22 protein-coding genes are annotated in these 20994 nt (G+C 72.2%); 14 read left to right on the top strand and 8 right to left on the bottom strand.

Features of this window, described 5'->3' with window-relative positions; genetic code table 11:
* The first annotated feature begins 30 nt into the window (after positions 1 to 30).
* The 6 genes from FB047_RS12445 (at position 31) to FB047_RS12470 (ending at position 6423) form a co-directional block, all read left to right on the top strand.
* Positions 31 to 489, top strand: a complete 459-nt coding sequence (locus FB047_RS12445; protein ID WP_136587533.1) for a GNAT family N-acetyltransferase — start codon at positions 31 to 33, stop codon at positions 487 to 489.
* Positions 486 to 2249 carry a S16 family serine protease gene (locus FB047_RS12450; RefSeq protein ID WP_167494235.1) on the top strand — a complete coding sequence of 588 codons (1764 nt, stop codon included), beginning with the start codon at positions 486 to 488 and terminating at the stop codon, positions 2247 to 2249. Before FB047_RS12445 ends, FB047_RS12450 begins: the two co-directional genes overlap by 4 nt.
* Positions 2250 to 2610: 361 nt before the next feature.
* Positions 2611 to 3591 carry a siderophore ABC transporter substrate-binding protein gene (locus FB047_RS12455; protein ID WP_136587535.1) on the top strand — a complete coding sequence of 327 codons (981 nt, stop codon included), beginning with the start codon at positions 2611 to 2613 and terminating at the stop codon, positions 3589 to 3591.
* Between the two features lie 108 nt (positions 3592 to 3699).
* Positions 3700 to 4665, top strand: coding sequence for an ABC transporter permease (locus FB047_RS12460; protein WP_240752787.1), 966 nt, complete (start codon positions 3700 to 3702; stop codon positions 4663 to 4665).
* Positions 4658 to 5668 (top strand): iron chelate uptake ABC transporter family permease subunit, encoded by a 1011-nt coding sequence (locus FB047_RS12465; protein ID WP_136587537.1) that lies wholly within the window; start codon positions 4658 to 4660, stop codon positions 5666 to 5668. The genes FB047_RS12460 and FB047_RS12465 overlap by 8 nt, the downstream gene beginning before the upstream one ends.
* Complete coding sequence (locus tag FB047_RS12470; RefSeq protein WP_136587538.1) at positions 5665 to 6423, top strand: iron ABC transporter ATP-binding protein; 759 nt, start codon at positions 5665 to 5667, stop codon at positions 6421 to 6423. Before FB047_RS12465 ends, FB047_RS12470 begins: the two co-directional genes overlap by 4 nt.
* Before the next feature lie 4 nt (positions 6424 to 6427).
* Here the strand turns inward: FB047_RS12470 and FB047_RS12475 are convergent, their stop codons facing one another.
* The 3 genes from FB047_RS12475 to FB047_RS12485 all read right to left on the bottom strand — a co-directional run bounded on the left by FB047_RS12475 (position 6428) and on the right by FB047_RS12485 (position 8587).
* Positions 6428 to 6649, bottom strand: a complete 222-nt coding sequence (locus tag FB047_RS12475) for a hypothetical protein (protein ID WP_136587539.1) — start codon at positions 6647 to 6649, stop codon at positions 6428 to 6430.
* Positions 6650 to 6720: 71 nt separating this feature from the next.
* Complete coding sequence (locus FB047_RS12480; RefSeq protein ID WP_240752788.1) at positions 6721 to 7710, bottom strand: DNA-3-methyladenine glycosylase family protein; 990 nt, start codon at positions 7708 to 7710, stop codon at positions 6721 to 6723.
* 112 nt (positions 7711 to 7822) lie between these two features.
* The gene (locus FB047_RS12485) at positions 7823 to 8587 is read right to left on the bottom strand and encodes a winged helix-turn-helix domain-containing protein (RefSeq protein WP_136587540.1); all 765 of its coding nucleotides are present in this window, start codon (positions 8585 to 8587) and stop codon (positions 7823 to 7825) included.
* Between the two features lie 438 nt (positions 8588 to 9025).
* Between FB047_RS12485 and FB047_RS12490 the strand changes: the two genes are divergently transcribed.
* The 7 genes from FB047_RS12490 (at position 9026) to FB047_RS12520 (ending at position 16196) form a co-directional block, all read left to right on the top strand.
* Positions 9026 to 9325, top strand: a complete 300-nt coding sequence (locus FB047_RS12490; RefSeq protein ID WP_136587541.1) for a GNAT family N-acetyltransferase — start codon at positions 9026 to 9028, stop codon at positions 9323 to 9325.
* A gap of 91 nt (positions 9326 to 9416) precedes the next feature.
* Positions 9417 to 9626: a hypothetical protein gene (locus tag FB047_RS12495; RefSeq protein ID WP_136587542.1), complete on the top strand. Its 210-nt coding sequence runs from the start codon at positions 9417 to 9419 to the stop codon at positions 9624 to 9626.
* A 1-nt stretch (position 9627) separates the two neighbouring features.
* The gene (locus tag FB047_RS12500) at positions 9628 to 9945 is read left to right on the top strand and encodes a hypothetical protein (RefSeq protein ID WP_136587543.1); all 318 of its coding nucleotides are present in this window, start codon (positions 9628 to 9630) and stop codon (positions 9943 to 9945) included.
* Between the two features lie 123 nt (positions 9946 to 10068).
* Positions 10069 to 11223, top strand: a complete 1155-nt coding sequence (locus FB047_RS12505; RefSeq protein WP_136587544.1) for an exonuclease SbcCD subunit D — start codon at positions 10069 to 10071, stop codon at positions 11221 to 11223.
* On the top strand, positions 11220 to 14378 hold the full coding sequence (locus FB047_RS12510; RefSeq protein ID WP_136587545.1) for an AAA family ATPase: 3159 nt from the start codon (positions 11220 to 11222) through the stop codon (positions 14376 to 14378). The genes FB047_RS12505 and FB047_RS12510 overlap by 4 nt, the downstream gene beginning before the upstream one ends.
* Positions 14379 to 14411: 33 nt before the next feature.
* On the top strand, positions 14412 to 14594 hold the full coding sequence (locus FB047_RS12515) for a hypothetical protein (RefSeq protein ID WP_136587546.1): 183 nt from the start codon (positions 14412 to 14414) through the stop codon (positions 14592 to 14594).
* Positions 14595 to 14693: 99 nt separating this feature from the next.
* Positions 14694 to 16196 carry an MFS transporter gene (locus tag FB047_RS12520; RefSeq protein WP_240752789.1) on the top strand — a complete coding sequence of 501 codons (1503 nt, stop codon included), beginning with the start codon at positions 14694 to 14696 and terminating at the stop codon, positions 16194 to 16196.
* Between the two features lie 82 nt (positions 16197 to 16278).
* On the opposite strand, the gene FB047_RS12525 is transcribed toward FB047_RS12520, so the two are convergent.
* From FB047_RS12525 to FB047_RS12535, 4 genes are all read right to left on the bottom strand, one after another.
* On the bottom strand, positions 16279 to 16836 hold the full coding sequence (locus FB047_RS12525; RefSeq protein WP_136587547.1) for a phosphorylase family protein: 558 nt from the start codon (positions 16834 to 16836) through the stop codon (positions 16279 to 16281).
* A gap of 104 nt (positions 16837 to 16940) precedes the next feature.
* Positions 16941 to 17885: an aldo/keto reductase gene (locus tag FB047_RS12530; RefSeq protein ID WP_136587548.1), complete on the bottom strand. Its 945-nt coding sequence runs from the start codon at positions 17883 to 17885 to the stop codon at positions 16941 to 16943.
* 76 nt (positions 17886 to 17961) lie between these two features.
* On the bottom strand, positions 17962 to 18102 hold the full coding sequence (locus FB047_RS16960) for a hypothetical protein (protein ID WP_167494236.1): 141 nt from the start codon (positions 18100 to 18102) through the stop codon (positions 17962 to 17964).
* Positions 18099 to 18296 (bottom strand): hypothetical protein, encoded by a 198-nt coding sequence (locus tag FB047_RS12535; protein WP_136587549.1) that lies wholly within the window; start codon positions 18294 to 18296, stop codon positions 18099 to 18101. The genes FB047_RS16960 and FB047_RS12535 overlap by 4 nt, the downstream gene beginning before the upstream one ends.
* Positions 18297 to 18400: 104 nt before the next feature.
* On the opposite strand from FB047_RS12535, the gene FB047_RS12540 reads away from it, so the two are divergent.
* Positions 18401 to 18898, top strand: coding sequence for a DUF427 domain-containing protein (locus tag FB047_RS12540; RefSeq protein ID WP_136587656.1), 498 nt, complete (start codon positions 18401 to 18403; stop codon positions 18896 to 18898).
* A gap of 12 nt (positions 18899 to 18910) precedes the next feature.
* Here the strand turns inward: FB047_RS12540 and FB047_RS12545 are convergent, their stop codons facing one another.
* A complete protein-coding gene (locus FB047_RS12545) occupies positions 18911 to 20971 on the bottom strand; it encodes an NAD(+) synthase (RefSeq protein WP_136587550.1) in 2061 nt (686 codons plus the stop codon).
* Between the last annotated feature and the right edge of the window lie 23 nt (positions 20972 to 20994).

The raw sequence follows: 20994 nt of genomic DNA on the forward strand, positions 1-20994 counted from the left end.
TCGCGCCGGACGCCCGGGTACGGTCGAAGCATGGCCGTCACCCTGCATCGGGCGCCCGTCGCCGGCATCCCCCCGCTCGCTCTCTACCGCATCCTGTGGATGCGCGTGAGCGTGTTCGTCGTGGAACAGCAGGCCGCGTACCCCGAGATCGACGGCCGCGACATCGAGCCGGGCGCGGAGCTGATGTGGGCGAGCGAGGGCGACGACGTGCTCGCCACCCTGCGGATGCTGCGCGAACCGGCGAACACCCGCATCGGGCGGGTCGCCACCGCCCCGCACGCCCGGGGCCGCGGCATCGCCGCCGACCTCATGCGCGCCGCCGTCGCCCACCTGGATGCCGAGGCGCCAGGCCTTCCCATCCTGCTCGACGCGCAGGAGCACCTCGCCGACTGGTACGGCCGGTTCGGGTTCGTCGTCTCGGGGGAGCCCTTCGCCGAGGACGGGATCCCTCATGTGCCGATGCGGCGCGATATCGCTGGCGTCGCGTGACGCGCCGCGCCCTGCAGGCCGGGATCCTGGCCCTCGCGTGCACGCTCGTGCTCGCGGGATGCGACCTGAGATTCTCGCTCGGTTTCGGCACCGGTTCCGACGGATCGTTCTCGGGTTCGGAGGTGACCGTGCCCGTGCTCTACGCCAGTGGGAAGAAGGGCGGGGTGACCAGTCAGCGCATCACGGCCGACTCCGCCGACGGCGGCGACCTCAGCATCGACATCACCGAGAACGACGTCAGCGGTGTCGACCCGGTCACCCAGTCGGCGACGTGGACGGCCGTGACCGCCGCGACCCTGCTCACCGGCGCCCGGCCCGACACCGCTTACACCTTCGGTTTCGACGCCCGCATCGCCACTCCCGCGGCGGGAGCGGTCACCGCGGTCGGCGTGCTCGCGCTGTACTACGGCACCGAGGTGCAGCCCGGGGTCGCGCTCACCGGACGGGTGACGCCCCTGGGCACGATCGGCCCGGTCGCGGGACTGCCCGAGCAGGTCACGGCGGCGATCGAGGCGGGCGGGATCGACACGATCCTCGTTCCCGCGGGCCAGCGGACGGCGATGGATGCCGAGGGCACGGCCGTCGATCTCGACCAGCTCGCCGCGACCGGGGGCATGACCGTCACCGAGGTGGCCGACATCGCGAGCGCGTACGCCGTGATGACCGGGGAGGACCTCCCCGAGGCCGCCTTCCCGACGCCTCCGCCGTCGCCGTCCCCCCTGCCCACGGCGGAGGAGGCGCCGACGGCCCCCGATTCCGTGATGATGGCGGTCGACGACGCCCTGGATCGCGCGCGCTCGTCGCTCGTCTCCGCACCGGAGGGGGCGCTCGCCGACCGGGCGCGGGCCGCGGTCGATCGCGGCGAACGCCTGCGCGATGCCGGCGACGCGGGTGGTGCCTGGGCGGCAGCGTCGACGGCCGCCGACATCGCCGCCGCTGCGGCGGCTCCCGCCCTCTCGCCGGTGGATGCCGCAGCGCTCGCGGCGGACGCCGCCGGCGATGCCGACGCCGTGCTCACGGTGTCGACCGAAGCACCCTCCACGCTCGACGACGCCGACGGTGCACTCGCGGCGATCGGTGGGGCGGCCGAGGCCCGCGCCCTGGCCGCGCAGGCGCAGGCGTACCTCGCGACCGAAGCCGACCCCTCGCTCGCTCCCGCGGGGCTGACCTCCGCCGCGCTGGCCTCCTCCGCGGCGCGCAACGCCCGGGCGATCGCCGACCTGCGCGGCGAGATCGACGGGACGGGCGCCCTCGCCTCGGATGCCGACCTCGACGGTCTCGCCTCCCTGCTGCGCCGGGCGGCGATCGCGACCACCGACGCCGTCGACGCGCGGCGCGGTGACGCGGCCGTGCCCGCCGACGACCTCGATGGTCTGCGCACGAGCGCGTTCGAGGCCGCGCGCGACGAGCTCGCCGCGCGCGCCGACGAGGGGGGCGAGTGGCTCGCGTTGGGCATCTCGACCGCCGCGTTCACCCGTGGTTCCGCGGCGCTGTCGGCGTTGACCGCGGTGCGGGTGCCCGACGGCGTCGACCCCTCGGATGCCGTCTCGCAGCGCATCGGCATCGCCGACGAGTACACGGTCCGGGCCGTCGACGCGCTGACGGCGACCGGCGCCGAGCTCCCGCTTCTGCGCGGCGCCCTCGCCGACGCGGCGGCGGCCGCGACGGCCGATCCGGCGCCGGGGGCGTCAGGCGTCTTCACCGCGTCCTTCCTGCGGGCGCGCGTCCTCGCCTTCGCCGGGGGCGTGCAGCGCGACTGACGGGCTGGTCGCGGGCGGGTGCCCGGGGTCGGCGTGGGATCGCCGTGGGCGCGTGATCGCCCGTTCTCGCGGGCGCCGGGGGATCGGCGTGCGATCGCCGTGGGCCCGCGATCGCCCGTCCTCGCGGGCGCCGGGGACCGGCGTGCGATCGCCGTGGGCCCGCGATCGTCCGTCCCCACGCGTGCCGGGGGACCGGCGCGTGATCGGCGCGGACGGCGCGCGTCATCCCCTCGCGTACCTGTCGCGACGCCATCTTCGGTGGATTCGACATATTTACATAGCTAAGGCTAACCTAACTTTCCCGAGCGGTCGGGGTCCTCCCGCCGCTCGCGCACCGTATCCCGCACTGGAGTGACACCTGATGAGTTCTCGCCTGTCCCGCACCGCCCTCCGGCCCGCCGCGATCGTCTCGCTCGCCGCCGCCCTCGCCCTCACCGGCTGCGCCTCCGGAGCCGCCGCGCCCGTGGACCAGGCCGCGGCCGCGCGCACCGTCACGGTCGACGACAACCACGGATCGATCGAGGTGCCCGTGGCGCCGGAGCGGGTCGTGGCGCTCGACAACACCACCTTCCAGACGCTCAGCGACTGGGGAGTCACCCTCGTCGCGGCCCCCAAGCCGCTCATGTACGACCTGTGGCCCTCGCTCTCCGGCGGCGACGAGGTGCTCGACGTCGGACTGCACCGCGAACCCGACATCGAGGCCGTCGTGGCGAGCGAGCCCGATCTGATCGTCGGCGGCTACCGCTTCCGCGACATCTACGCGCAGCTGAAGGACATCCAGCCCGCGACCATCGAGACGAGTCCGCGCGACGGCGAGGACCACACCGCCGAGCTGAAGCGCCAGACGGCCATCCTCGGACAGGTCTTCGACAAGAACGACGAGGCGGCGCAGCTCTCCGCCGACCTCGACGCCGCCATCGCCGACGCGAAGAAGGCCTACGACCCGTCGCAGACGGTGATGGGGCTCATCGCCTCCGGCGGCAAGATCGCCTACGCCGCCCCGGGGGAGGGGCGCGGAGTCGGGACGCTCTTCCCGACCCTCGGCCTGACCCCCGCGCTCGACCGCGCCGCCGAAGACGCCTCGCACGGCGACGACATCAGCGTCGAGGCGATCGCCGCGGCCAACCCCGAGTGGCTCTTCGTCCTCGACCGAGACGCGATGTTCGGCGAGGACGGGTACGTCGCGGCCCGGCAACTCGTCGAGAACTCGGAGGCGCTGAAGAACGTCCCCGCGGTGCAGAAGAACCAGATCGTCTACCTCGACGCGGGCTTCTACCTCGACGAGGGCATCCAGGCCTACACGAAGCTGTACCGCTCCGCCGCCGAGGCCTTCGCCTCCTGACCGCTGTCCGCACCTCGCTCGCGTGAGGGGTCGAGGAACACCGTCGAGCCGCTTCCGGCGACGCGGACGACCCCTCCCGCGGGCGCGGTCCCGACAGGGATGGATGCCATGCCTCAGACCGCCCTCCGCCCACGCGCGCGACTCGCGCTGCCCGCCGCGGCAGCCGGTGTCGCCGCCCTCGTCCTCCTCTCGCTCTTCGTCGGCGCCTACGACCTGACCGCCGACGCCTTCGGGGCCGAGATGTTCGCCATCTCGCGCGTCCCCCGCACGACCGCCCTCGTCCTCGCCGGCTGCGCGATGGCCGTCTCGGGTCTGACCATGCAGCTGCTCACGCAGAACCGGTTCGTCGAACCCTCGACGACGGGCACCTCCGAGTGGGCGGCTCTGGGCCTGCTGCTGACCGTGCTGCTCGTCCCCTCGGCGCCCCTGTGGGTGCGCATGGTCGCGGCATCCGTCGCCGCCTTCGCCGGCACGATGGTGTTCCTCGGCATCCTGAGGCGCATCTCGCTGCGCTCGTCGCTCGTCGTCCCGCTCATCGGCATCATGCTCGGATCCGTCGTGTCGGCGTTCACGACCTACCTCGCCGTGTCGACCAACTCGCTGCAGATGCTCGGCACGTGGTTCATGGGCAGCTTCACCTCGATCGTCCGCGGCCGGTTCGAGGTGCTCTGGATCGTCGCGATCGTCGTCCTGCTCGTCTTCTTCTACGCCGACCGCATCACGGTCGCCGGTCTCGGTCGCGACATCGCCACCGCGGTGGGCGTGGACCACGCGCGCGTGCTGCTGGTCGGCACCGCCCTCGTCGCGGTGGCCACCGGGGTCACCACCGTCGTCGTGGGCTTCCTGCCCTTCCTCGGACTGGTCGTTCCCAACCTCGTCTCGATGTGGCGGGGCGACGACGCGCGGTCGAATCTCCCGTGGGTGTGCCTCGGGGGCGTCGCGATCGTCGTGGCCTGCGACATCCTGGGTCGTGTCGTGCGGATGCCGTTCGAGGTGCCCGTGTCGATGATCCTCGGCGTCGTGGGCTCCGTCGTCTTCATCGCCCTGCTGTTGCGGATGCGTCCCCGTGGCTGAGGTGCTCACCGCCAGCGCCGTCGCGGCGCCCGCTCGACGCCCCCGGATCGCCTGGCGCTTCGGCATCCTGGCCCTCGTGGTCGTCGTCGCCGCGATCGGCGTGCTGACGTGGGACCTTCCCGGGGTGCCCGGCTCCCGCGGCTTCTGGATCGCCGTCGACCTGCGGATCGTGAGCGTCGCCACGATCGCCCTCGTCGCGTGCTGTCAGGCGGTGGCCACGGTGCTGTTCCACACCGCGACGGCGAATCGCATCCTGACGCCCTCGATCATGGGGTTCGACGCCCTGTACGTCGTCATGCAGACGGCCCTGGTGTTCTTCTTCGGCAGCGCGGCCCTGTCGGCCACCGACGGTCTGGCGAAGGTGATCGTGCAGAGCGTGCTCATGGTCGGCTTCGCGACGCTGCTGTACGGGTGGCTGTTCGCCGGGCGCCGCGGCAACCTGCACGTCATGCTGCTGGTCGGAGTCGTGCTCGGCGTCGGCTTCGGATCGCTGTCGACGGTGATGCAGCGCCTTCTCACCCCCAGCGACTTCGACATCCTCTCGGCCCGGCTCTTCGGCAATCTGTCGAACTCGGATGCCGAGTACCTCCCCTGGGGTGCGCTCGTGGTCGCTGCGGTGCTCGCGGTCGTCTGGCGACGCCGTCACCGCCTCGACGTGATCGCGCTCGGGCGCGAGACCGCGCTGAACCTCGGGGTGGCGTACCGGCGCGAGGTGGTCGGCATCCTGGTGCTCGTCGCGGTGCTCATCTCGGTGTCGACCACGATGGTGGGGCCGATGACCTTCTTCGGGTTCCTCGTCGCCACCCTCGCGTACCAGCTCGCCGGGTCGTCGCAGCACCGCGTGGTGCTGCCGTTCGCCGCCCTCCTGGGCGCGGCGACGCTGCTGGGTGGCTACCTCGTGCTGCGGCACGTGTTCTATGCCGCGGGCATGCTCTCGATCATCATCGAGTTCGTCGGCGGTCTGTTCTTCCTCATCTTCCTGCTGCGAAAGGGAAGCCTGTGATCTCGCTCTCCGACATCACGATGACCTACGGCGACCAGACCGTGCTCGGTCCGGTCTCGCTCGACATCCCCGCCGGAGGAGTCACCGCGCTGGTGGGACCGAACGGCGCCGGCAAGTCGACGCTGCTGACGATCGTGGGTCGTCTCACCGCCCCGACGAGCGGACGGGCGCGCGTCGGCGGTCATGACGTCGCCACGACGCCCGGCCGGACGCTCGCGCGCGTCGTGTCGATCCTTCGCCAGGAGAACCACTTCGTCACGCGTCTCACGGTGCGAGAGCTCGTCGGGTTCGGACGCTTCCCGCACTCGCAGGGGCGGCTCACCGCCGCCGACCACGCGAAGATCGACGAGGCGATCGCCTTCCTCGACCTCACCGCTCTCGCGGGCCGCTACCTCGACCAGCTCTCCGGCGGTCAGCGCCAACGGGCGTACGTGGCGATGGTGCTCGCACAGGACACCGACTGCATCCTGCTCGACGAGCCGCTGAACAACCTCGACATGAAGCACGCCGTCGCCATGATGGGACAGCTGCGCCGCGCCGCCGACGAGCTGGGCAAGACGATCGTCATCGTGGTGCACGACATCAACTTCGCGGCCGCCTACGCCGACCGCATCGTGGCCCTCGCCGACGGGCGCGTCGTGCACGTCGGTCCGCCCGCGGAGCTGATGACGCCCGAGATCCTCGAGCGCGTGTTCGGCACCCCGGTCGAGGTGCGCCGCGACGGTCCCTACCCCCTCGCGGTGTACTACCGGTGACGCGTCAGAGCTGGATGCCGTTGTCGGGATCGTTCACGCCGACGTTGCGGCCGCGGCTGGACTCGTAGGCGATGAGCCACCCCACCGACACCGCCGCCGCGATGACGAGGCCGAGCCAGACGTTCTGCCAGACCAGCCCGAAGAGGATGCCGAGACCCAGCAGCAGAACGCTGCCCAGCACCCAGTACGTCCGTCCGCGCGGCCAGCCCGTCCCCGATTGCGTCATGGGCCCACCCTACGGGGGCGCGGGCGACCGGCGTCTCGCGGACGGGGGCGCCGCGGAACCGGCGGTCCCGTTCACCGGTTGCGGTGGTCCTCCGGGTGCAGTCGGGGGCCGCGCCGGGGCTCGAGGCCCGAACCGGCGTAGATCAGACGGATGACGCGCTGCCGGTGTCCGACGAACGGCTCGAGCAGTTCGAGCATCCCGTCGTCGTCGGTGCGATGGCCGGTGAGGGCGAAGCCCACCTGATGGGCGAGGTGGTAATCGCCCACGCTCACGGCATCCGGATCTCCGAACGCGCGGATGCGGGTCTCGGCGCTCGTCCAGATGCCGACGCCCCGCAGGCTGATGAAGACGCGGTCGCGGGCCTCGCCGTCGGCGGCGGCGGCGGCGGCGCGGACGATCGCGGAGCCTCGACGGGCCGACTCGACGATGGTGCGGGACTGCGGAGGCTCGAGGCCCGCGCGATGCCAGGCCCATGACGGCACATGCCGCCAGCCCTCCACATCGGGCGGGGCGAACATCGCTCGCGGGGTGGGGCCGGGAGCGCGTTCGCCGTACCAGGTCACGATGCTGCGCCAGGCCGAGAACGCCTGCATGCTCGTCACCTTCTGCTCCATGATCGCGCTCACCAGGGCGTCGAACACGAGGTCGGTGCGGCCGATGCGCAGATCGGGGTGGCGGCGGTGCCACTCGGCGACGGAGGGATGCCGCGACGCGTCGAAGCCCTCGGGATCGTCGTGTGCGCCGCACAGCGCCGGCAGCTGGTCGAGGGCCCAGGTCGCCCCCGGCCCCCATGCCGCGGCCCGCACGCTTCCGTCGGCGCGCTGACGCACGGCGAGCGTCGCGACGCCGAGCGGGGTGCGGCTGACCCTCCAGACCACCCCGCCGCTCGACAGTGGAGCGGTCGCGACGTAGGTGGGGTCGTTGACGCCGTGGCGCTGCGCGGAGATCGCGCGGCTCACGTCGACCGCGGAGGACGGGCGGTACTCGGTCTCGACGGGAGGCGGCGCCGGGGCGCCGAGGTCGCGCGGGGGTCGCGGCGTGCGCACCCCGGTCGATCTCATGCCGACACCCTACGTCGCATCGCCGACATCGCGGCATCCGCCGGTCGGTCCGCGCATTCGGCGGCCCGTCGGAACGGGTGTCGCGCTCGCGGGAGCCCGGCGGGGCGCGCCCTCAGAAGCGGTCGGGCGAGGGGGTGCCGTGTCCGTAGCGGATCGAGACGTCGGCGTGACGGTCGAAGCGGTAGCCGACGCCGCGCACGGTGCGCACGATGTCTTCGTAGACGCCGAGCTTGGCGCGCAGGCGACGCACGTGCACGTCGATCGTGCGCTCTCCGGGGGCGTCTTCGTCGGGCGAGCCCTCCCACAGCGAGGCGACCAGTTCGGTGCGCTCGATCGTGCGTCCCTCGCGGAGAACGAGGTACTGCAGCAGCTCGAACTCCTTGAAGGTGAACGCCGCCGACTCCCCGTCGATCAGCACGCGCTTGCGCGAGATGTCGACGACCACACCGCCGGGTGCCCGATCCTCTTCGGCCGGCTCGTCCTTCGTGCGGGCCACGGCCGACGGCTCGTGCAGGGCCAGGCGCACCACGTCGACGTCACGTCCGCCGGAGCCGACGGGGGCGAGCGCGACGGTGGCGTACGTCTCCGCCGCGGGGGCGAGCTCGCCGAGCGTGCGGCGCAGGGCCTCGACGAGGGTGCCGAGGCTCACGCCGGCGGCGGCGGCCTTGGCCTCGTCGATGCCGACGTAGAGCGCGAAGCCGCGGGGGGCGGTGGCGGATGCCGCGCGGGGGGCGTCCGCGGCCGGGGCGGCGGGAGCGGTGGCCGGCGCGGGGCGTGCCGCGGCGGGGCGGGGGGTGGCGGGAACGGTCACGCGCGGGGCCTGGGCGCGGACGGCGGAAGCGGTCTGGGGGCGGTCGAGAACAGCGGAGATCGACATGAGGAGAAGTCCTTGCGTGGGTGAACCCGGGCGTCGGTCGAGAGCGGGGTTCGACGGGAGGTGAGGGCCGAATGGCCGGAGCGCGGTGCCGGAGGGCGCGTGATCGACGCGCGGCTCGGGCGACCGGGGGACGAGGTCGGCATACAGAAGCGCGAGGTCGTCCGGGCGAGGGGTCGCTGTTAGCGGCACATTCGACAACACATGACAGCGCGGCCGGGCATCATCATGCCGGCAGTCCCGTTCGCCTCCCGGGCGGACAGAGAACGCGCAGTCACAGTCATGGGGGTGATTATTACCTACCGCGTCGGTGGCCGTCAAATCATCCGCGGTCGGCCGGTCAGTGAGCATTGTGCGCAGTCGATCTTCGTCCTCTGTCGGTCCGGCTGTGCATTGTGCGCGATCGGGCCCTGTCGTTCAGGAGCGGCGTACTCTCTCGGCATGGCCGACCTGAGCTTCGCCGACGACAAGACGGCATCCCGATTCACCCTCCACCGGGGCGACGACCTCGTCTCGGTGCTCGACTACCGCGACGACGGGCGCACGATCGCCCTCACGCGCGCCTTCACGATCCCCACCTTCCGCGGCCACGGCTACGCGGGTGTCGTGACCGAGCGGGCTGTGGACGCCATCGAGGCGGCGGGCGACCGCGAGATCATCCCGGTCTGCTGGTACGTGGGCGAGTGGTTTGAGGCGCACCCCGAGCGTGCGGGTCTCCTCCACCGCCGCCCCGCCGGGTGAGGGCCGCGCCTACGCGCGCCGTGAGCGAGCGTCAACCCCTGCCGGGTGCCCTCCCGCCCCGAGCAAGCTGGACTCCTCGAAAGGGGGAGTCATGAACGACGACCGCGACCTACCCGAAGGCGTCATCGACGCCGACCCGCCCGGAGGATGGGAGAGCGGCGCCGTCGCCGACGGCGAGACGGCCGAGCGCAACGAGAGCGCCAAAGGATCGTCCCGCCTCAACGACGCCGCCCCCTCGGACCCCATCGAAGGCGATGCCGCCAGTCACGGCATCGATCCCGATCTGAGCACGGAGGACTGACATGGCCGACCAGACACGAGCCCCCGAACCGGGCGACGGCGCCGACGGCGGCGCCGGGGCGGCCGATTCCGTCGGTGGTGCCCTGCACCGCGATCGCAAGGTCGCGCGGCCCGACGAGCAGTCGGAACCGGCCATGGACACGCATCCGACGGATGACGAGGCCCGCATCCAGGGCGTCGTCGTGCAGACGCGCGCCGACGTCGGCGACAAGAGCGAGCAGCGCATCGCCGACGTGCTGCGCCAGCGTTTCACCGAGGTCGGCCTCGACCTGGGCGACGACCGCATCCGCGCCCTCGCCGCCGAGATCGCCGGCGCGTAACCACCTCCGAACGCCCCGCCCCCGCCTGTCGGGTGCGGGGCGTTCGCACGCCGGGCGGACTGCAGCCACGGGGCGAGGGCGTTGCGGCGAGCCGATGTCGGAGGTGCCGCGTACCGTGGCTGCATGCGAATCCTGCACACCTCCGACTGGCACATCGGGCGCACGTTCCACGGGCATTCGACGCTCGACGCGCTGAGCGAGGTGCTGTCGACGCTGGTCGACCAGGTGCGCGAGAACGCGGTCGACGTCGTCATCGTCGCGGGCGACGTGTTCGATTCGGCGGCCCCCGCCGCCGCCTGCTATCCCGTCCTCACGCGCACGCTGGCCTCGCTCGTCGACGGCGGTGCGAGGGTCGTCGTCACCAGCGGCAACCACGACTCGGCCGCCCGCCTCGGCTTCCAGTCCGCCCTGCTGCGCGACGAGATCACGATCGTCACCGATCCCGCCACCGTGGGCACCCCGATCACCCTCGCCGACGAGCACGGCCCCGTCCACTTCTACGGCATCCCCTACCTCGAACCCGCCATCGTGCGGCACGTGTGGCAGGGCGTCGAGCTCCGCAGCCAAGCGCAGACCATGGCGCACGCCTTCGACCTCGTCCGCGCCGACCGCGCCGAGCGCGGGGGCCGTGCGGTGGTCGCCGCCCACTGCTTCGCCGCCGGGGTCGATTCCACGCCGGGTGTCGAGCGCGAGATCCGTCAGGGCGGACTCGACGTGGTGCCGCTGCCGACCTTCGACGGCCCCGACTACGTCGCGCTCGGGCACATCCACGGGCGGCAGCAGCTCTCCGATCGCGTCCGTTACGCCGGAGCGCCGTTGCACTACAGCTTCGGCGAAGCGGGAAAACCCCGAGGGTCGTGGCTCGTCGACCTCGACGCGCAGGGCCTTGCCGCCGTCACCTGGCTCGACCTCCCCGTCCCCCGGCCGCTCGCGACCCTCCGCGCCCCGCTCGACGATCTCCTCGACGACGAGCGGTTCGCCGCTTACGAGGGCCACTGGGTGCGCGCCGAATACACCGATTCCACCCCGCAGCCCGATCCCATGCGGCGTCTGCAGGAGCGGTTCCCCTGGTGCGCCACGGTCGCGCACCTCCCGGCCGCGGCGCACGTCGACGACGGCGTGGGCTACGCCGAGCGGGTCCGCGCGGCGCGCAACGACAGCGAGGTGATCGACGCGTTCCTCGCGCACGTCCGCGAGGGCGAGGGGGCGTCCGAGGCCGAACGCGCGCTCATCCGCGACGTGCTCGACGCCCGCCGGGTCGAAGAGGCGCGGTCGTGAAGCTGCACCGCCTCGAGCTCGAAGGGTTCGGCCCGTTCCTCGAGACGCAGACGGTCGACTTCGACGCCTTCGCCGCCGACGGGATCTTCCTCATCACCGGCCGCACCGGCGCGGGCAAGTCGAGCGTCCTCGACGGCGTCTGCTACGCCCTCTACGGCGGAGTCCCGCGCTACGACGGCGCCGAGAAGCGGCTGCGCAGCGACCACTGCTCGCCCGACGACCCGACGCGGGTGACGCTCGAGTTCAGCGCCGCCGGAGAACGCTGGCGCATCACGAGGTCCCCCGAATTCGAGCGCCCCAAGCGTCGCGGAGGGGGGACGACGAAAGAGCCGCACCGTGCCCTGCTCGAGCAGCTGCGCGAAGAGGGATGGACCGGTGTCGCCGCGCGACCCGTCGACGTGGCCGCGCACCTCGACGACGTCCTCGGCCTCACGCAGCAGCAGTTCCTGCAGGTCATCCTGCTGGCGCAGAACCGATTCGCCCGCTTCCTCCTGGCCAAGAACGACGAGCGCCTGGGACTCCTGCGCACGCTGTTCGGCACTCGCACGTTCGAGCAGTACGCCGCCGACCTCGACGACCGCCGCAAGCGCGCTCACGAGGCGCTCGCCGCCGAAGGCGTCGAGGTCTCCACCCTCCTCGACGAGGCGGAGCGCCTGGCCGGCGAGCTCGACGCCGCGCACGACACCGACACCTCCGACGGCGACGCCGTGGAAGCCTCCCCCGAGGAGCTCGCGTCCGCCGCTCCCGCCGAGCGCCTCGCGCGGCTCGTTCGTGCGGTGGAACGGGCGGAGTACCGCGTGGAGTCGCTGGGTCGCGAGCGTGAGCGGGCCGACGCCCGACTCGACGCGGCCCTGCTGGCGCAGCGCGAGGCGACCGCCCTTCGCGATCGTCTCGACGAGCGCGCGCGGGTCAGGGAGCGGCTCCGTGCGCTCGAGGCCGACGACGAACGTGTCACGCGCTCACGCGAAGAATCCGCCCGGGCGGTCGAGGCCGAGCGGATCCGGGGCGCGCTCGACATCGCGGCCGCGACGGCCGCGGCCGTGACGCAGGCCGAGGACCGTGCGCGAACGGCCGCCGAGCGGGCCGGTGCCCTCGACGAACCGGCCGGGCCGTCTGCCGCCGCCGGCGCGACCACGGCCGGCGACGGCGACGGCGACAGCGCCGATGTCGGGCTCGACGGGGAGGCCGCGTCCGCCACCGCCCCGTTCGAGGCGGACGTCGTTCTCGCCCTCGACGATGCGACCCTCGCCCAGCGCGAGGACGATCTCACGGCGTCGTTGTCGAGGGGAGAAGCCGCTCTCACGGCCGAGACGGACTCCGCCCGCGTGCACGAGCGGATCCAGGGCCTGCAGGGACGGGTGGCCGCGGCGCAGGCCGAGCGCGACGTCCTGTTCGCCGAGCGCGACGGCATCCCCTCCGCTCTCGACGCCCTCGACCGACGTCTCGACGAGCTGTCCGCGGGAGCGGCGCTCCTCGAGACGGCGCGTTCGGCGCGCGACGAGGTGCAGCACCGCCTCGATGCCGCCATCGAGGCGGCGCGTCTGCTCGAGCATCGCGAGCAGGCCGATCTGGCCGCGCTCGTGCGTTCCGATGCCCTCCAACGGGCGCTCGAGGAATGGACCGGCCTGCTGCGCAGACGGCTGGCCGGCGCGGCGACCGAGCTCGCGCACGACCTGGTCGAGGGCGAGCCCTGCGCGGTCTGCGGCTCGCTCGAGCACCCGAGTCCCGCGGTCGGCGACGCGCAGCCCGTGTCCGACGACGAGCTGGCGGCCGCCGAGGAGCGCAAGAACGTCGCCGCCGAAGAAGATCGCGAGGCCTCCGACGCGGCGAGGGTGGCGCGCGACATCCACGCGCTGGCCGCGGCCCGCGCGGGCGGGCACGACGTCGAGACCCTGTCCGCTCGACGGGAGGCCGCCGAGCGGACGGTGGCCGAGGCGACTGCCGCCGTCGAGGAGCAGGAGAGCGTGCGCGCCGAGCGCGCGCGACTCGGCGCCGATGACGCGCGGATCGCGCGTCGTCTCGACGACCTGGCGGGGGAGCTCGCCGACGCGAAGCAGGAGCTGGCGCTCGCGCGCCAGCGCGGTGACGACCTCGACCGCGTCGTCACCGAGGCCCGCGGGGCCTTCGACTCGGTCGCCGCGCGTCAGGACGACCTCCGCGCGCGCCGTGACGCCGTGCGCGAGCTGCGCGATGCCCGCAGCGAGCTCATCCGCACGCTCGATCAGCGGCAGACCGCGCACCGGACGCTCGACGAACTCGTCGCGGCCAGTCCGTTCGCCGAGGCCGAATCCGCCGCGGCGGCGCTCCGCTCCGAGGAAGAACGCCGCCGACTCGACGCCCTCGTCGCGGAGCACGTCGCGGCCGTCGCCTCCACCCGAGAGCGGCTGCTCGAACTCGAGCTTCAGCTCTCGGGGGTCGCCGACGATGCACTCGATCCGGAGCCCTTCGCCGCCGCGGTCGTCTCCGCGCGCACCGAGGTGCAGGCGGCCGCCGCCGCGCACGCCGAGGCGAGGGCTCTCGCCGAACGGCTGCGGGCACTCGCCCAGCGCGCCGACGCCGCCCACGCGTCGGTCGCGACCCTGGCCGAGGAGCACGCGGTCATCGCCCGTCTCGCCGACACCGTCGCCGGTCGGGCGCCGAACACCCGTCGCATGACGCTGGAGACCTTCGTGCTGGCGGCCGAGCTCGAAGAGATCGTCACGGCGGCGAACCTCCGACTCGACGAGATGTCGTCGGGTCGTTACCGCTTACAGCACACCGACGCGCTGGCGGCGCGCGGAGCGGCGAGCGGACTGGGTCTCGAGATCATGGACGCCTTCACCGGCCAGTGCCGACCGCCGCAATCCCTGTCGGGGGGAGAGACCTTCCTCACCTCGCTGGCGTTGGCGCTCGGACTGGCCGAGGTGGTCACCGCGCGGGCGGGCGGCATCCATCTCGACACCCTGTTCATCGACGAGGGGTTCGGCTCCCTCGACGACGACACGCTCGACCTCGCGATGCGCACGCTCGACGAACTGCGCCAGGGGGGACGGACGGTGGGCGTCATCAGCCACGTGGCCTCGATGAAAGACCAGCTCCCGGCCCAGCTGCATGTCTCGGCCACATCTCGGGGACCGAGCATCATCCGCCACGATCGCGGGCTCGCACCCGTCTGAGTCGGGTATCCGCGCGCCGTCTAGGCTGGGCGCATGCGCAAGAGCACCCTGTGGACCGTTCTCGGCGTCATCGCCGCCGTGATCATCGCGTGGGTCGTGGTGAACGTGCTGTTCTCGCTGATCGCGTTCGTCTTCCGGCTGGTGGCCGTCGCCGTCGTCGCGCTCATCGTCTTCTTCGTGTTGCGCGCGGTATTCGCCCGCCGCGACGTCGACTGACACCCCCACGAACCACGTCCCCGCCGACGACGGGGTCGTGTCCGCCGCGACGCGCAAGCCCGGCCGCCGTGTCGGAGGCCGGGAGTAGCGTCCATCCCGATGTCTGATTCCACGTCCGCTCCCGCAGAGACCGCCCACCCCGTCACACGCGACATCGTGCTGTCGCCGAAGCACCGGTGGAGGGCGTACTGGGTCGCGGTCGCGGTCGCGGCGCTGACCATCCTCGACCTCACGAAGGTCAACGTGGCGCTGCCCTCGATCGAGGCGGCGCTGAACGCCGGACCCACCGAATTGCAGCTCGTCGTCTCGGGCTACATCCTCACCTTCGGATTGGTGCTGGTCCCCGCGGGGCGACTGGGTGACCTGCGCTCGCGTCGTGTGCTGTTCCTCGTCGGGCTCTCGCTGTTCCTCGTGACGAGCCTCGCGTGCGCCCTCGCCCCGAACACCACCGTCCTGCTCGTCGCGCGTCTTCTCCAGGGCGTGGCCGCGGGTATCCAGATGCCCCAGGTGCTGGGTCTGGTGCAGCAACTGTTCCAGGGCAAAGAGCGCGGTCGCGCCTTCGGCCTGTTCGGCGCCACGATCGGCATCGCGACGGCGTTCGGCCCGACCCTGGGCGGGCTTCTCATCGCACTCGGCGGCGACACCGACGGGTGGCGGTTGATCTTCTGGATCAACATCCCCCTCGTCGCGATCGTGATCGCGCTCGCCGCGTGGCTTCTTCCCAACACGCGCGAGAAGTCGCGGCGACGACTGGATCTCGACCCGGTCGGGGTGCTGCTGTTCGCGCTGACGATCCTCGCGCTGATGTGGCCGTTCCTGTTCACCACCGGCAGCCCCGACGACAACCCGAACCGCTGGTGGCTGCTCGTGGCATCCGTCGTCTTCGCGGCGGCGTTCGTGTTCTGGGAGCGCCGCTACGCCGATCGGGGGCGGATGCCGCTCATGCCCTTCTCGATCTTCTCGCTGTCGTCGTATCGCAACGGCGTCCTCATCTCGACGGCCTACTTCTCCGCGGTCCCGGCGATGTTCCTCCTCGGAACCCTCTTCCTGCAGGGCGGGCTCGGGCTCGCGCCGGTGTTCGCGGGCATGGTCACGATCGGTTTCGCCGTGGCATCCGCGTGCAGTTCGTGGATCGGGGGCAATCTGGTGACCCGACTCGGACGTCCCCTCGTGGTGTGGGGGATCCTCGGCATGGTCGCGACCGCGGGGGGCCTCGTGCTCGTGGCGCTGTTCACCGCTCCGGAGTGGACGCCGTGGGCGATGGCCGCCGTGATGGTGTTCGGGGGTTTCGCGGGCGGCCTGGTCATCTCGCCGAACCAGACGCTCACCCTCGCCGACATCCCGGTGCGCAGCGGCGGGGTCGCCGGATCGGTCGGCCAGCTCGGACAACGCATCGGAACCGCGGTGGGGACGGCGATCGCCCTGGCCCTCTTCTACGCGACCGTCTATCGAGAGCAGGGCACCGTCGACGACACCGTGGTGCTCTACCACGACGCCTACGCCTCGGGCATGATCACCGTCGGCGTCTTCCTGGGTCTGGCCCTCATCGTCGGCGTCGCCGACCTCGCCGGACGTGCGCGTTCGGGTTCGCAGACGCCCTGATCCCGCGACGTAGCGCGGCCGGCCCCGCGGTGCGCGGACGGACGCCGTCGCGCGGTCCGCGACGGCGACGCCGTGGGGGCCGTCAGACCCCGTAGCGGGCGCGGATCTCGGCGCGCAGCTCGTGGCTGCAGCGCTCGACGACGTCGTCCCAGAGCTCGGTCGCACCGTCCTGCGCGCGGTCGGACACGGCGCGCAGGATGCGGATGGGCACATCGAACTGCTGGGCGACCCAGATGAGCGCGTAGGACTCCATGTCGACGAGGCTCGCGCCCAGCTCGCGGATCCGCCGGACGGTGTCGGCGTCGTCGACGAAGTGGTCGCCCGTGGCGATCACGAGGCCGTCATGTCCCGTCTCGACGCGCGCGGGGAGCGAGACGTGCTCGCCGAAAGTACCGTCCAAGCCCTTCACGTCATGCTGGATGGCGGCGGCGAGATCGTAGATGCCGCCCTCGACGGCGTCGTCGATCGCGCCGGCCGTCCCGACGACGACGATCTCGTCGTACGTGCCCGTCGACAGGGCGCGGGTCAGGGCGAAGGCGGCGGGGATCTTGCCCACTCCCGTCAGCAGGCGTTCGAAGCCGGGGATGTCGTCTTCGAAGGCGACGAGTTCGGAGGCGTGGGCCGCGACGAGGAGTTTCACCCTCCCATTCTCGCCCGAGATGCGGGAGGTCGCGGATGCCGTGCGTCCGTCGGGGCACCCGTGTCCCGCGCGCGCGGGACACGGGTGCGGGACCCGGGTGGGGCTCAGGCCTGCGCGGGCTCCGAGGCGGCGGAGAGACGGGCGATCTCGTCCGCGGTCAGCTCGAGCGCGGCGCCGGCCAGCAGGTCGGCGACCTGCGACACCTTCGACGCGCTCGCGATCGGTGCGGCGACGGTCGGCTGGGCGCGCAGCCAGGCGAGGGCCGTGGAGGCGATGGACGCGTCGTGTGCGGCGCCCACCTCTTCGAGCGCGTCGATCAGCGCGAGACCGGCGGGCGTCGCGAGCTTCGCGGCTCCCTCGGCGCGCGGCGACCCGCTCGCGGCATCCCCACCGCGGTACTTCCCGGTGAGGAATCCGCTGGCCAGGGCGTAGTAGGGGACGAGCGACATTCCGTACTGCTCGGCGACGGGGACGATCTCCCGCTCGACCTCGGTGCGGTGCACGAGGTTGTAGTGCGGCTGCACGGCGATGGGGAGATCCGCTCCGGCGGCCTCGGCGAGCGAGATCCACTCGCGGATGCGCGCGGCCGAGTAGTTCGAGACGCCGACGTAGCGCACCAGCCCGTCGCGCACGAGATCCGCGAAAGCAGCGACCGTCTCTTCGAGGGGCGTGTCCGCGTCGTCGAAGTGGGCGTAGTACAGGTCGATCGTGTCGAGCCCGAGGCGCGACAGCGAGGTCTCCGCGGCGGCGCGGACGTTCTTCGCGGAAAGGCCGCGGAACTCCGGATGCTGGCTGACCTTGGTCGCGACGACGACATCGCGCGGTGCGCGCGAGGCGAGCCACTCGCCGATGAGGGTCTCGCTCTCGCCGCCGGAGTTCCCGGGCGCCCACGCGCTGTACGCGTCGGCGGTGTCGATGAAGTCGCCACCGCCCGCGTGGAACGCGTCGAGCACCTCGAACGAGGTGTCGCGGTCGGCGGTCCAGCCGAAGACGTTGCCGCCGAGCGAGAGGGGGAGGATGTCGAGGTCGCTGCGTCCGATGCGCGTCATGATGCCCTTTCTGCCGAGGTCGAGAGACCCTCGTGACAACGACGGGCGCGGGAGGGCATTCCCGCGACGCGCCGGTTCAGCTGCCCCCGGACAGGATGCCGATCAGTCCGCTCACGAGCAGCCACAGGCCGATGCCGGCTCCGGCGATCCAGATCACGACCGTTCCGGCCGGGTACTTCTTCTTGCCGTCGCCGGCGGGGCCCTCGGGCGCGCTCACGAGCGCACCATCATCACGATCGACACGATGAGCACGGCGAGACCTCCGATGACGGCGATGGCGGCGATGATGGGTCCGCCTCCGGCGAGGAAAGCGGCGACGCCGAGGGCGACGAACAGGATGGCCAGCACGATCCCGCCGATCTGGTACACGCGGTACCGCCGATCGACACTCGACGTCTTCTGATCGCTCACGCTGTCCCCCTTTCGCCCAGGCTACCGAAAAGCTGTGGGCTCCCTGAGCCGATCTCCCCGGTCCCCGCCCGTCCCGCACGAACCCGGCGTAGCGTTGACCCATGGTGTCGCGCCCCGTTCCCGATCCCGTCCGCCCCGGCCAGCAGTCCGTGTGGGATTATCCGCGCCCGCCGCGCGTCGAGCGGGTGCGCAAGCGCGCCCAGATCGATTTCGGGGGCGTGCGCATCGCCGACACCGACGACGTGGTGCGCGTGCTCGAGACGAGTCATCCCCCCGTCTACTACCTCCCGATCGCCGCTTTCGGCGATGCGCTGACCCTCGGCGAGGGCGCGTCGTTCTGCGAGTTCAAGGGCGGCGCCCGCTACTTCGACGTCCACGGCGGCGGGGGAGCGGTGGCTCCGCGCGCGGCGTGGAACTACCCGCACCCGATGCCGGGTTACGAGATCCTCGACGACCGTGTCGCCGTGTACGCGGGCGCCATGGACCGTTGCATCCTGGGCGGCGAGACCGTGCAGCCGCAGCCCGGCGGGTTCTACGGCGGATGGGTCACCAGCGACCTGGCGGGGCCCTTCAAGGGCGTCCCGGGGTCGATGGGCTGGTAGATCCTCTTGGGCTCAGTCGCCCGCGAACGCCTGCGGCACCGCGGCGTGCAGATCGGCGAGCCAGGCCCGGGCGTTGCCGTCGGACGGTGCCCGCCAGTCCCCGCGCGGCGAGAGCGAGCCGGCCGGTGACACCTTGGGCCCGTTCGGGATCGCGGAACGCTTGAACTGAGCGAAGCCGAAGAAGCGGCGGAGGAAGACGTCGAGCCATTTCGCGATGGTGACGAGGTCGTACGACGGGCGTTCGCCCTCGGGGTATCCGGGCGGCCAGGTCCCGGCATCCGGATCCGCCCACGCGTGCGCCGCGAGGAACGCGATCTTCGACGGCCGGAAGCCGAACCTCATCACGTGGTACAGCGTGAAGTCGTGCAGGTTGTAGGGGCCGATGCGGTCTTCGGTGGACTGCATGCGGCCGTCTTGGCCGGCGGGCACGAGCTCCGGGCTGATCTCGGTGTCGAGCACCGCCTGCAGCACCGAGATCGTCGCGGCGCTCAGCTCGCCCGACCCGATGACCCAGCGGATGACGTGCTGGATGAGGGTCTTGGGCACCCCGGGATTGACCGAGTAGTGGCTCATCTGGTCGCCCACGCCGTAGGTCGACCACCCGAGCGCGATCTCGGACAGGTCGCCGGTGCCGACGACGATGCCGCCGTGCAGGTTGGCGAGTCGGAACAGGTAATCGGTGCGCAGGCCCGCCTGCACGTTCTCGAAGGTGACGTCGTGCACCGGCTCGCCCGCCGCGAACGGGTGGCCCACGCGGGAGAGCATCTCGGATGCCGCGGGCCGGATGTCGATCTCTTCGATCGTGGCTCCCACGGCCTCGGCGAGGGCGATCGCGTTGCGCTTGGTCGCGTCGCTGGTCGCGAATCCGGGGAGGGTGTAGGCGAGGATGTCGCTGCGCGGGCGCCCCATGCGGTCCATCGCCCGGGCGATGACCAGCAGCGCGTGCGTGGAATCGAGCCCTCCGCTCACGCCGAGAACGGGCTTCGGGTCGCCGATGGCCTGGAGTCGCTGAACGAGTCCCGACACCTGGATGTTGAAGGCCTCGTAGCAGTCCTGCGCGAGTCGGGCGGGATCGTCGGGGACGAACGGGAAACGGTCGAGCGCGCGACGCAGCCCGACGTCGGCGGCGGGCGGCGACAGCTCGAACGACACGGTGCGGAACACCGGACCGATCGAGCGACGGTTGTCGTCGAACGTGCCCTGGCGCAGGCGATCCTGCCGGAGCCGGTCTAGATCGACGTCGGCGACGCTGCGGCGGGGTCCGTCGGGGAAGCGCTCCGTGGTGGCGAGTAGCTGGCCGCCCTCATGGATCATGGTCTGGCCGTCCCACGAAACATCGTTCGTCGATTCGCCCTGCCCGGCTGCCGCGTAGACGTAGGCGGCCAGGCACCGCATCGACTGCGACTGCGACAGGAGCAGCCGGTCGTCGGCGCGCCCGATCGTGATGGGGCTGCCGGAGAGGTTGGCGAGGACGGTCGCCCCGGCCAGGGCCGCGTGCGACGACGGCGGGACGGGAACCCACACGTCTTCGCAGACCTCGGCGTGCACGACGAGTCCGGGGACGTCGGTGGCCTCGAACAGCAGGTCGGGGCCGAACGGGACCGTGACCCCTGCGACGCGGATGTGCTGGGCGGTCTGATCGTCGCCGCGCGCGTACCAGCGGTGCTCGTAGAACTCGCGGTAGGTCGGCAGATACGACTTCGGGACCACGCCGAGCACGCGACCCCGGTGCACGACGACCGCGCAGTTGAACAGGCGGTTGCCGTGGCGCAGGGGAGCGCCCACCAGCAGCACGGGGAGGAGGTCGACGGATGCCGCGACCAGACGGTGCAGCGCCGACTCGACCGCGTCGAGCAGGGGGTCCTGCATGACCAGGTCGTCGATGGCGTACCCGGTGAGGCAGAGCTCGGGGAAGACGGCCACGGCCACGGCCTCGTCGTGGCAGGCGCGCGCGGAGGCGAGCACGGCGTCGACGTTGCGGGCGGGGTCGGCCACCGCGACGGGGATCGTGCACGCGGCGACGCGCGCGAACCCGTGCCGGTACGCGCTCTCGAACGGCAGGTCGGTGATCACCCCCTCAGTCTGTCAGGCCCCTC

Origin of the sequence: Microbacterium hydrothermale (assembly GCF_004854025.1) — a bacterium.
Classification (GTDB): Bacteria; Actinomycetota; Actinomycetes; order Actinomycetales; family Microbacteriaceae; genus Microbacterium; species Microbacterium hydrothermale.

What these genes read in the sequence shown, in the direction of transcription:
- FB047_RS12475 (WP_136587539.1), bottom strand. Translation starts at nt 6,649, where the DNA reads ATGACGCAATCGGGGACGGGCTGGCCGCGCGGACGGACGTACTGGGTG.
- FB047_RS12480 (WP_240752788.1), bottom strand. Translation starts at nt 7,710, where the DNA reads ATGAGATCGACCGGGGTGCGCACGCCGCGACCCCCGCGCGACCTCGGC.
- FB047_RS12490 (WP_136587541.1), top strand. Translation starts at nt 9,026, where the DNA reads ATGGCCGACCTGAGCTTCGCCGACGACAAGACGGCATCCCGATTCACC.
- FB047_RS12530 (WP_136587548.1), bottom strand. Translation starts at nt 17,885, where the DNA reads ATGACGCGCATCGGACGCAGCGACCTCGACATCCTCCCCCTCTCGCTC.
- FB047_RS12455 (WP_136587535.1), top strand. Translation starts at nt 2,611, where the DNA reads ATGAGTTCTCGCCTGTCCCGCACCGCCCTCCGGCCCGCCGCGATCGTC.
- FB047_RS12520 (WP_240752789.1), top strand. Translation starts at nt 14,694, where the DNA reads ATGTCTGATTCCACGTCCGCTCCCGCAGAGACCGCCCACCCCGTCACA.
- FB047_RS12495 (WP_136587542.1), top strand. Translation starts at nt 9,417, where the DNA reads ATGAACGACGACCGCGACCTACCCGAAGGCGTCATCGACGCCGACCCG.
- FB047_RS12445 (WP_136587533.1), top strand. Translation starts at nt 31, where the DNA reads ATGGCCGTCACCCTGCATCGGGCGCCCGTCGCCGGCATCCCCCCGCTC.
- FB047_RS12515 (WP_136587546.1), top strand. Translation starts at nt 14,412, where the DNA reads ATGCGCAAGAGCACCCTGTGGACCGTTCTCGGCGTCATCGCCGCCGTG.
- FB047_RS12500 (WP_136587543.1), top strand. Translation starts at nt 9,628, where the DNA reads ATGGCCGACCAGACACGAGCCCCCGAACCGGGCGACGGCGCCGACGGC.
- FB047_RS12460 (WP_240752787.1), top strand. Translation starts at nt 3,700, where the DNA reads ATGCCTCAGACCGCCCTCCGCCCACGCGCGCGACTCGCGCTGCCCGCC.
- FB047_RS12505 (WP_136587544.1), top strand. Translation starts at nt 10,069, where the DNA reads ATGCGAATCCTGCACACCTCCGACTGGCACATCGGGCGCACGTTCCAC.
- FB047_RS12485 (WP_136587540.1), bottom strand. Translation starts at nt 8,587, where the DNA reads ATGTCGATCTCCGCTGTTCTCGACCGCCCCCAGACCGCTTCCGCCGTC.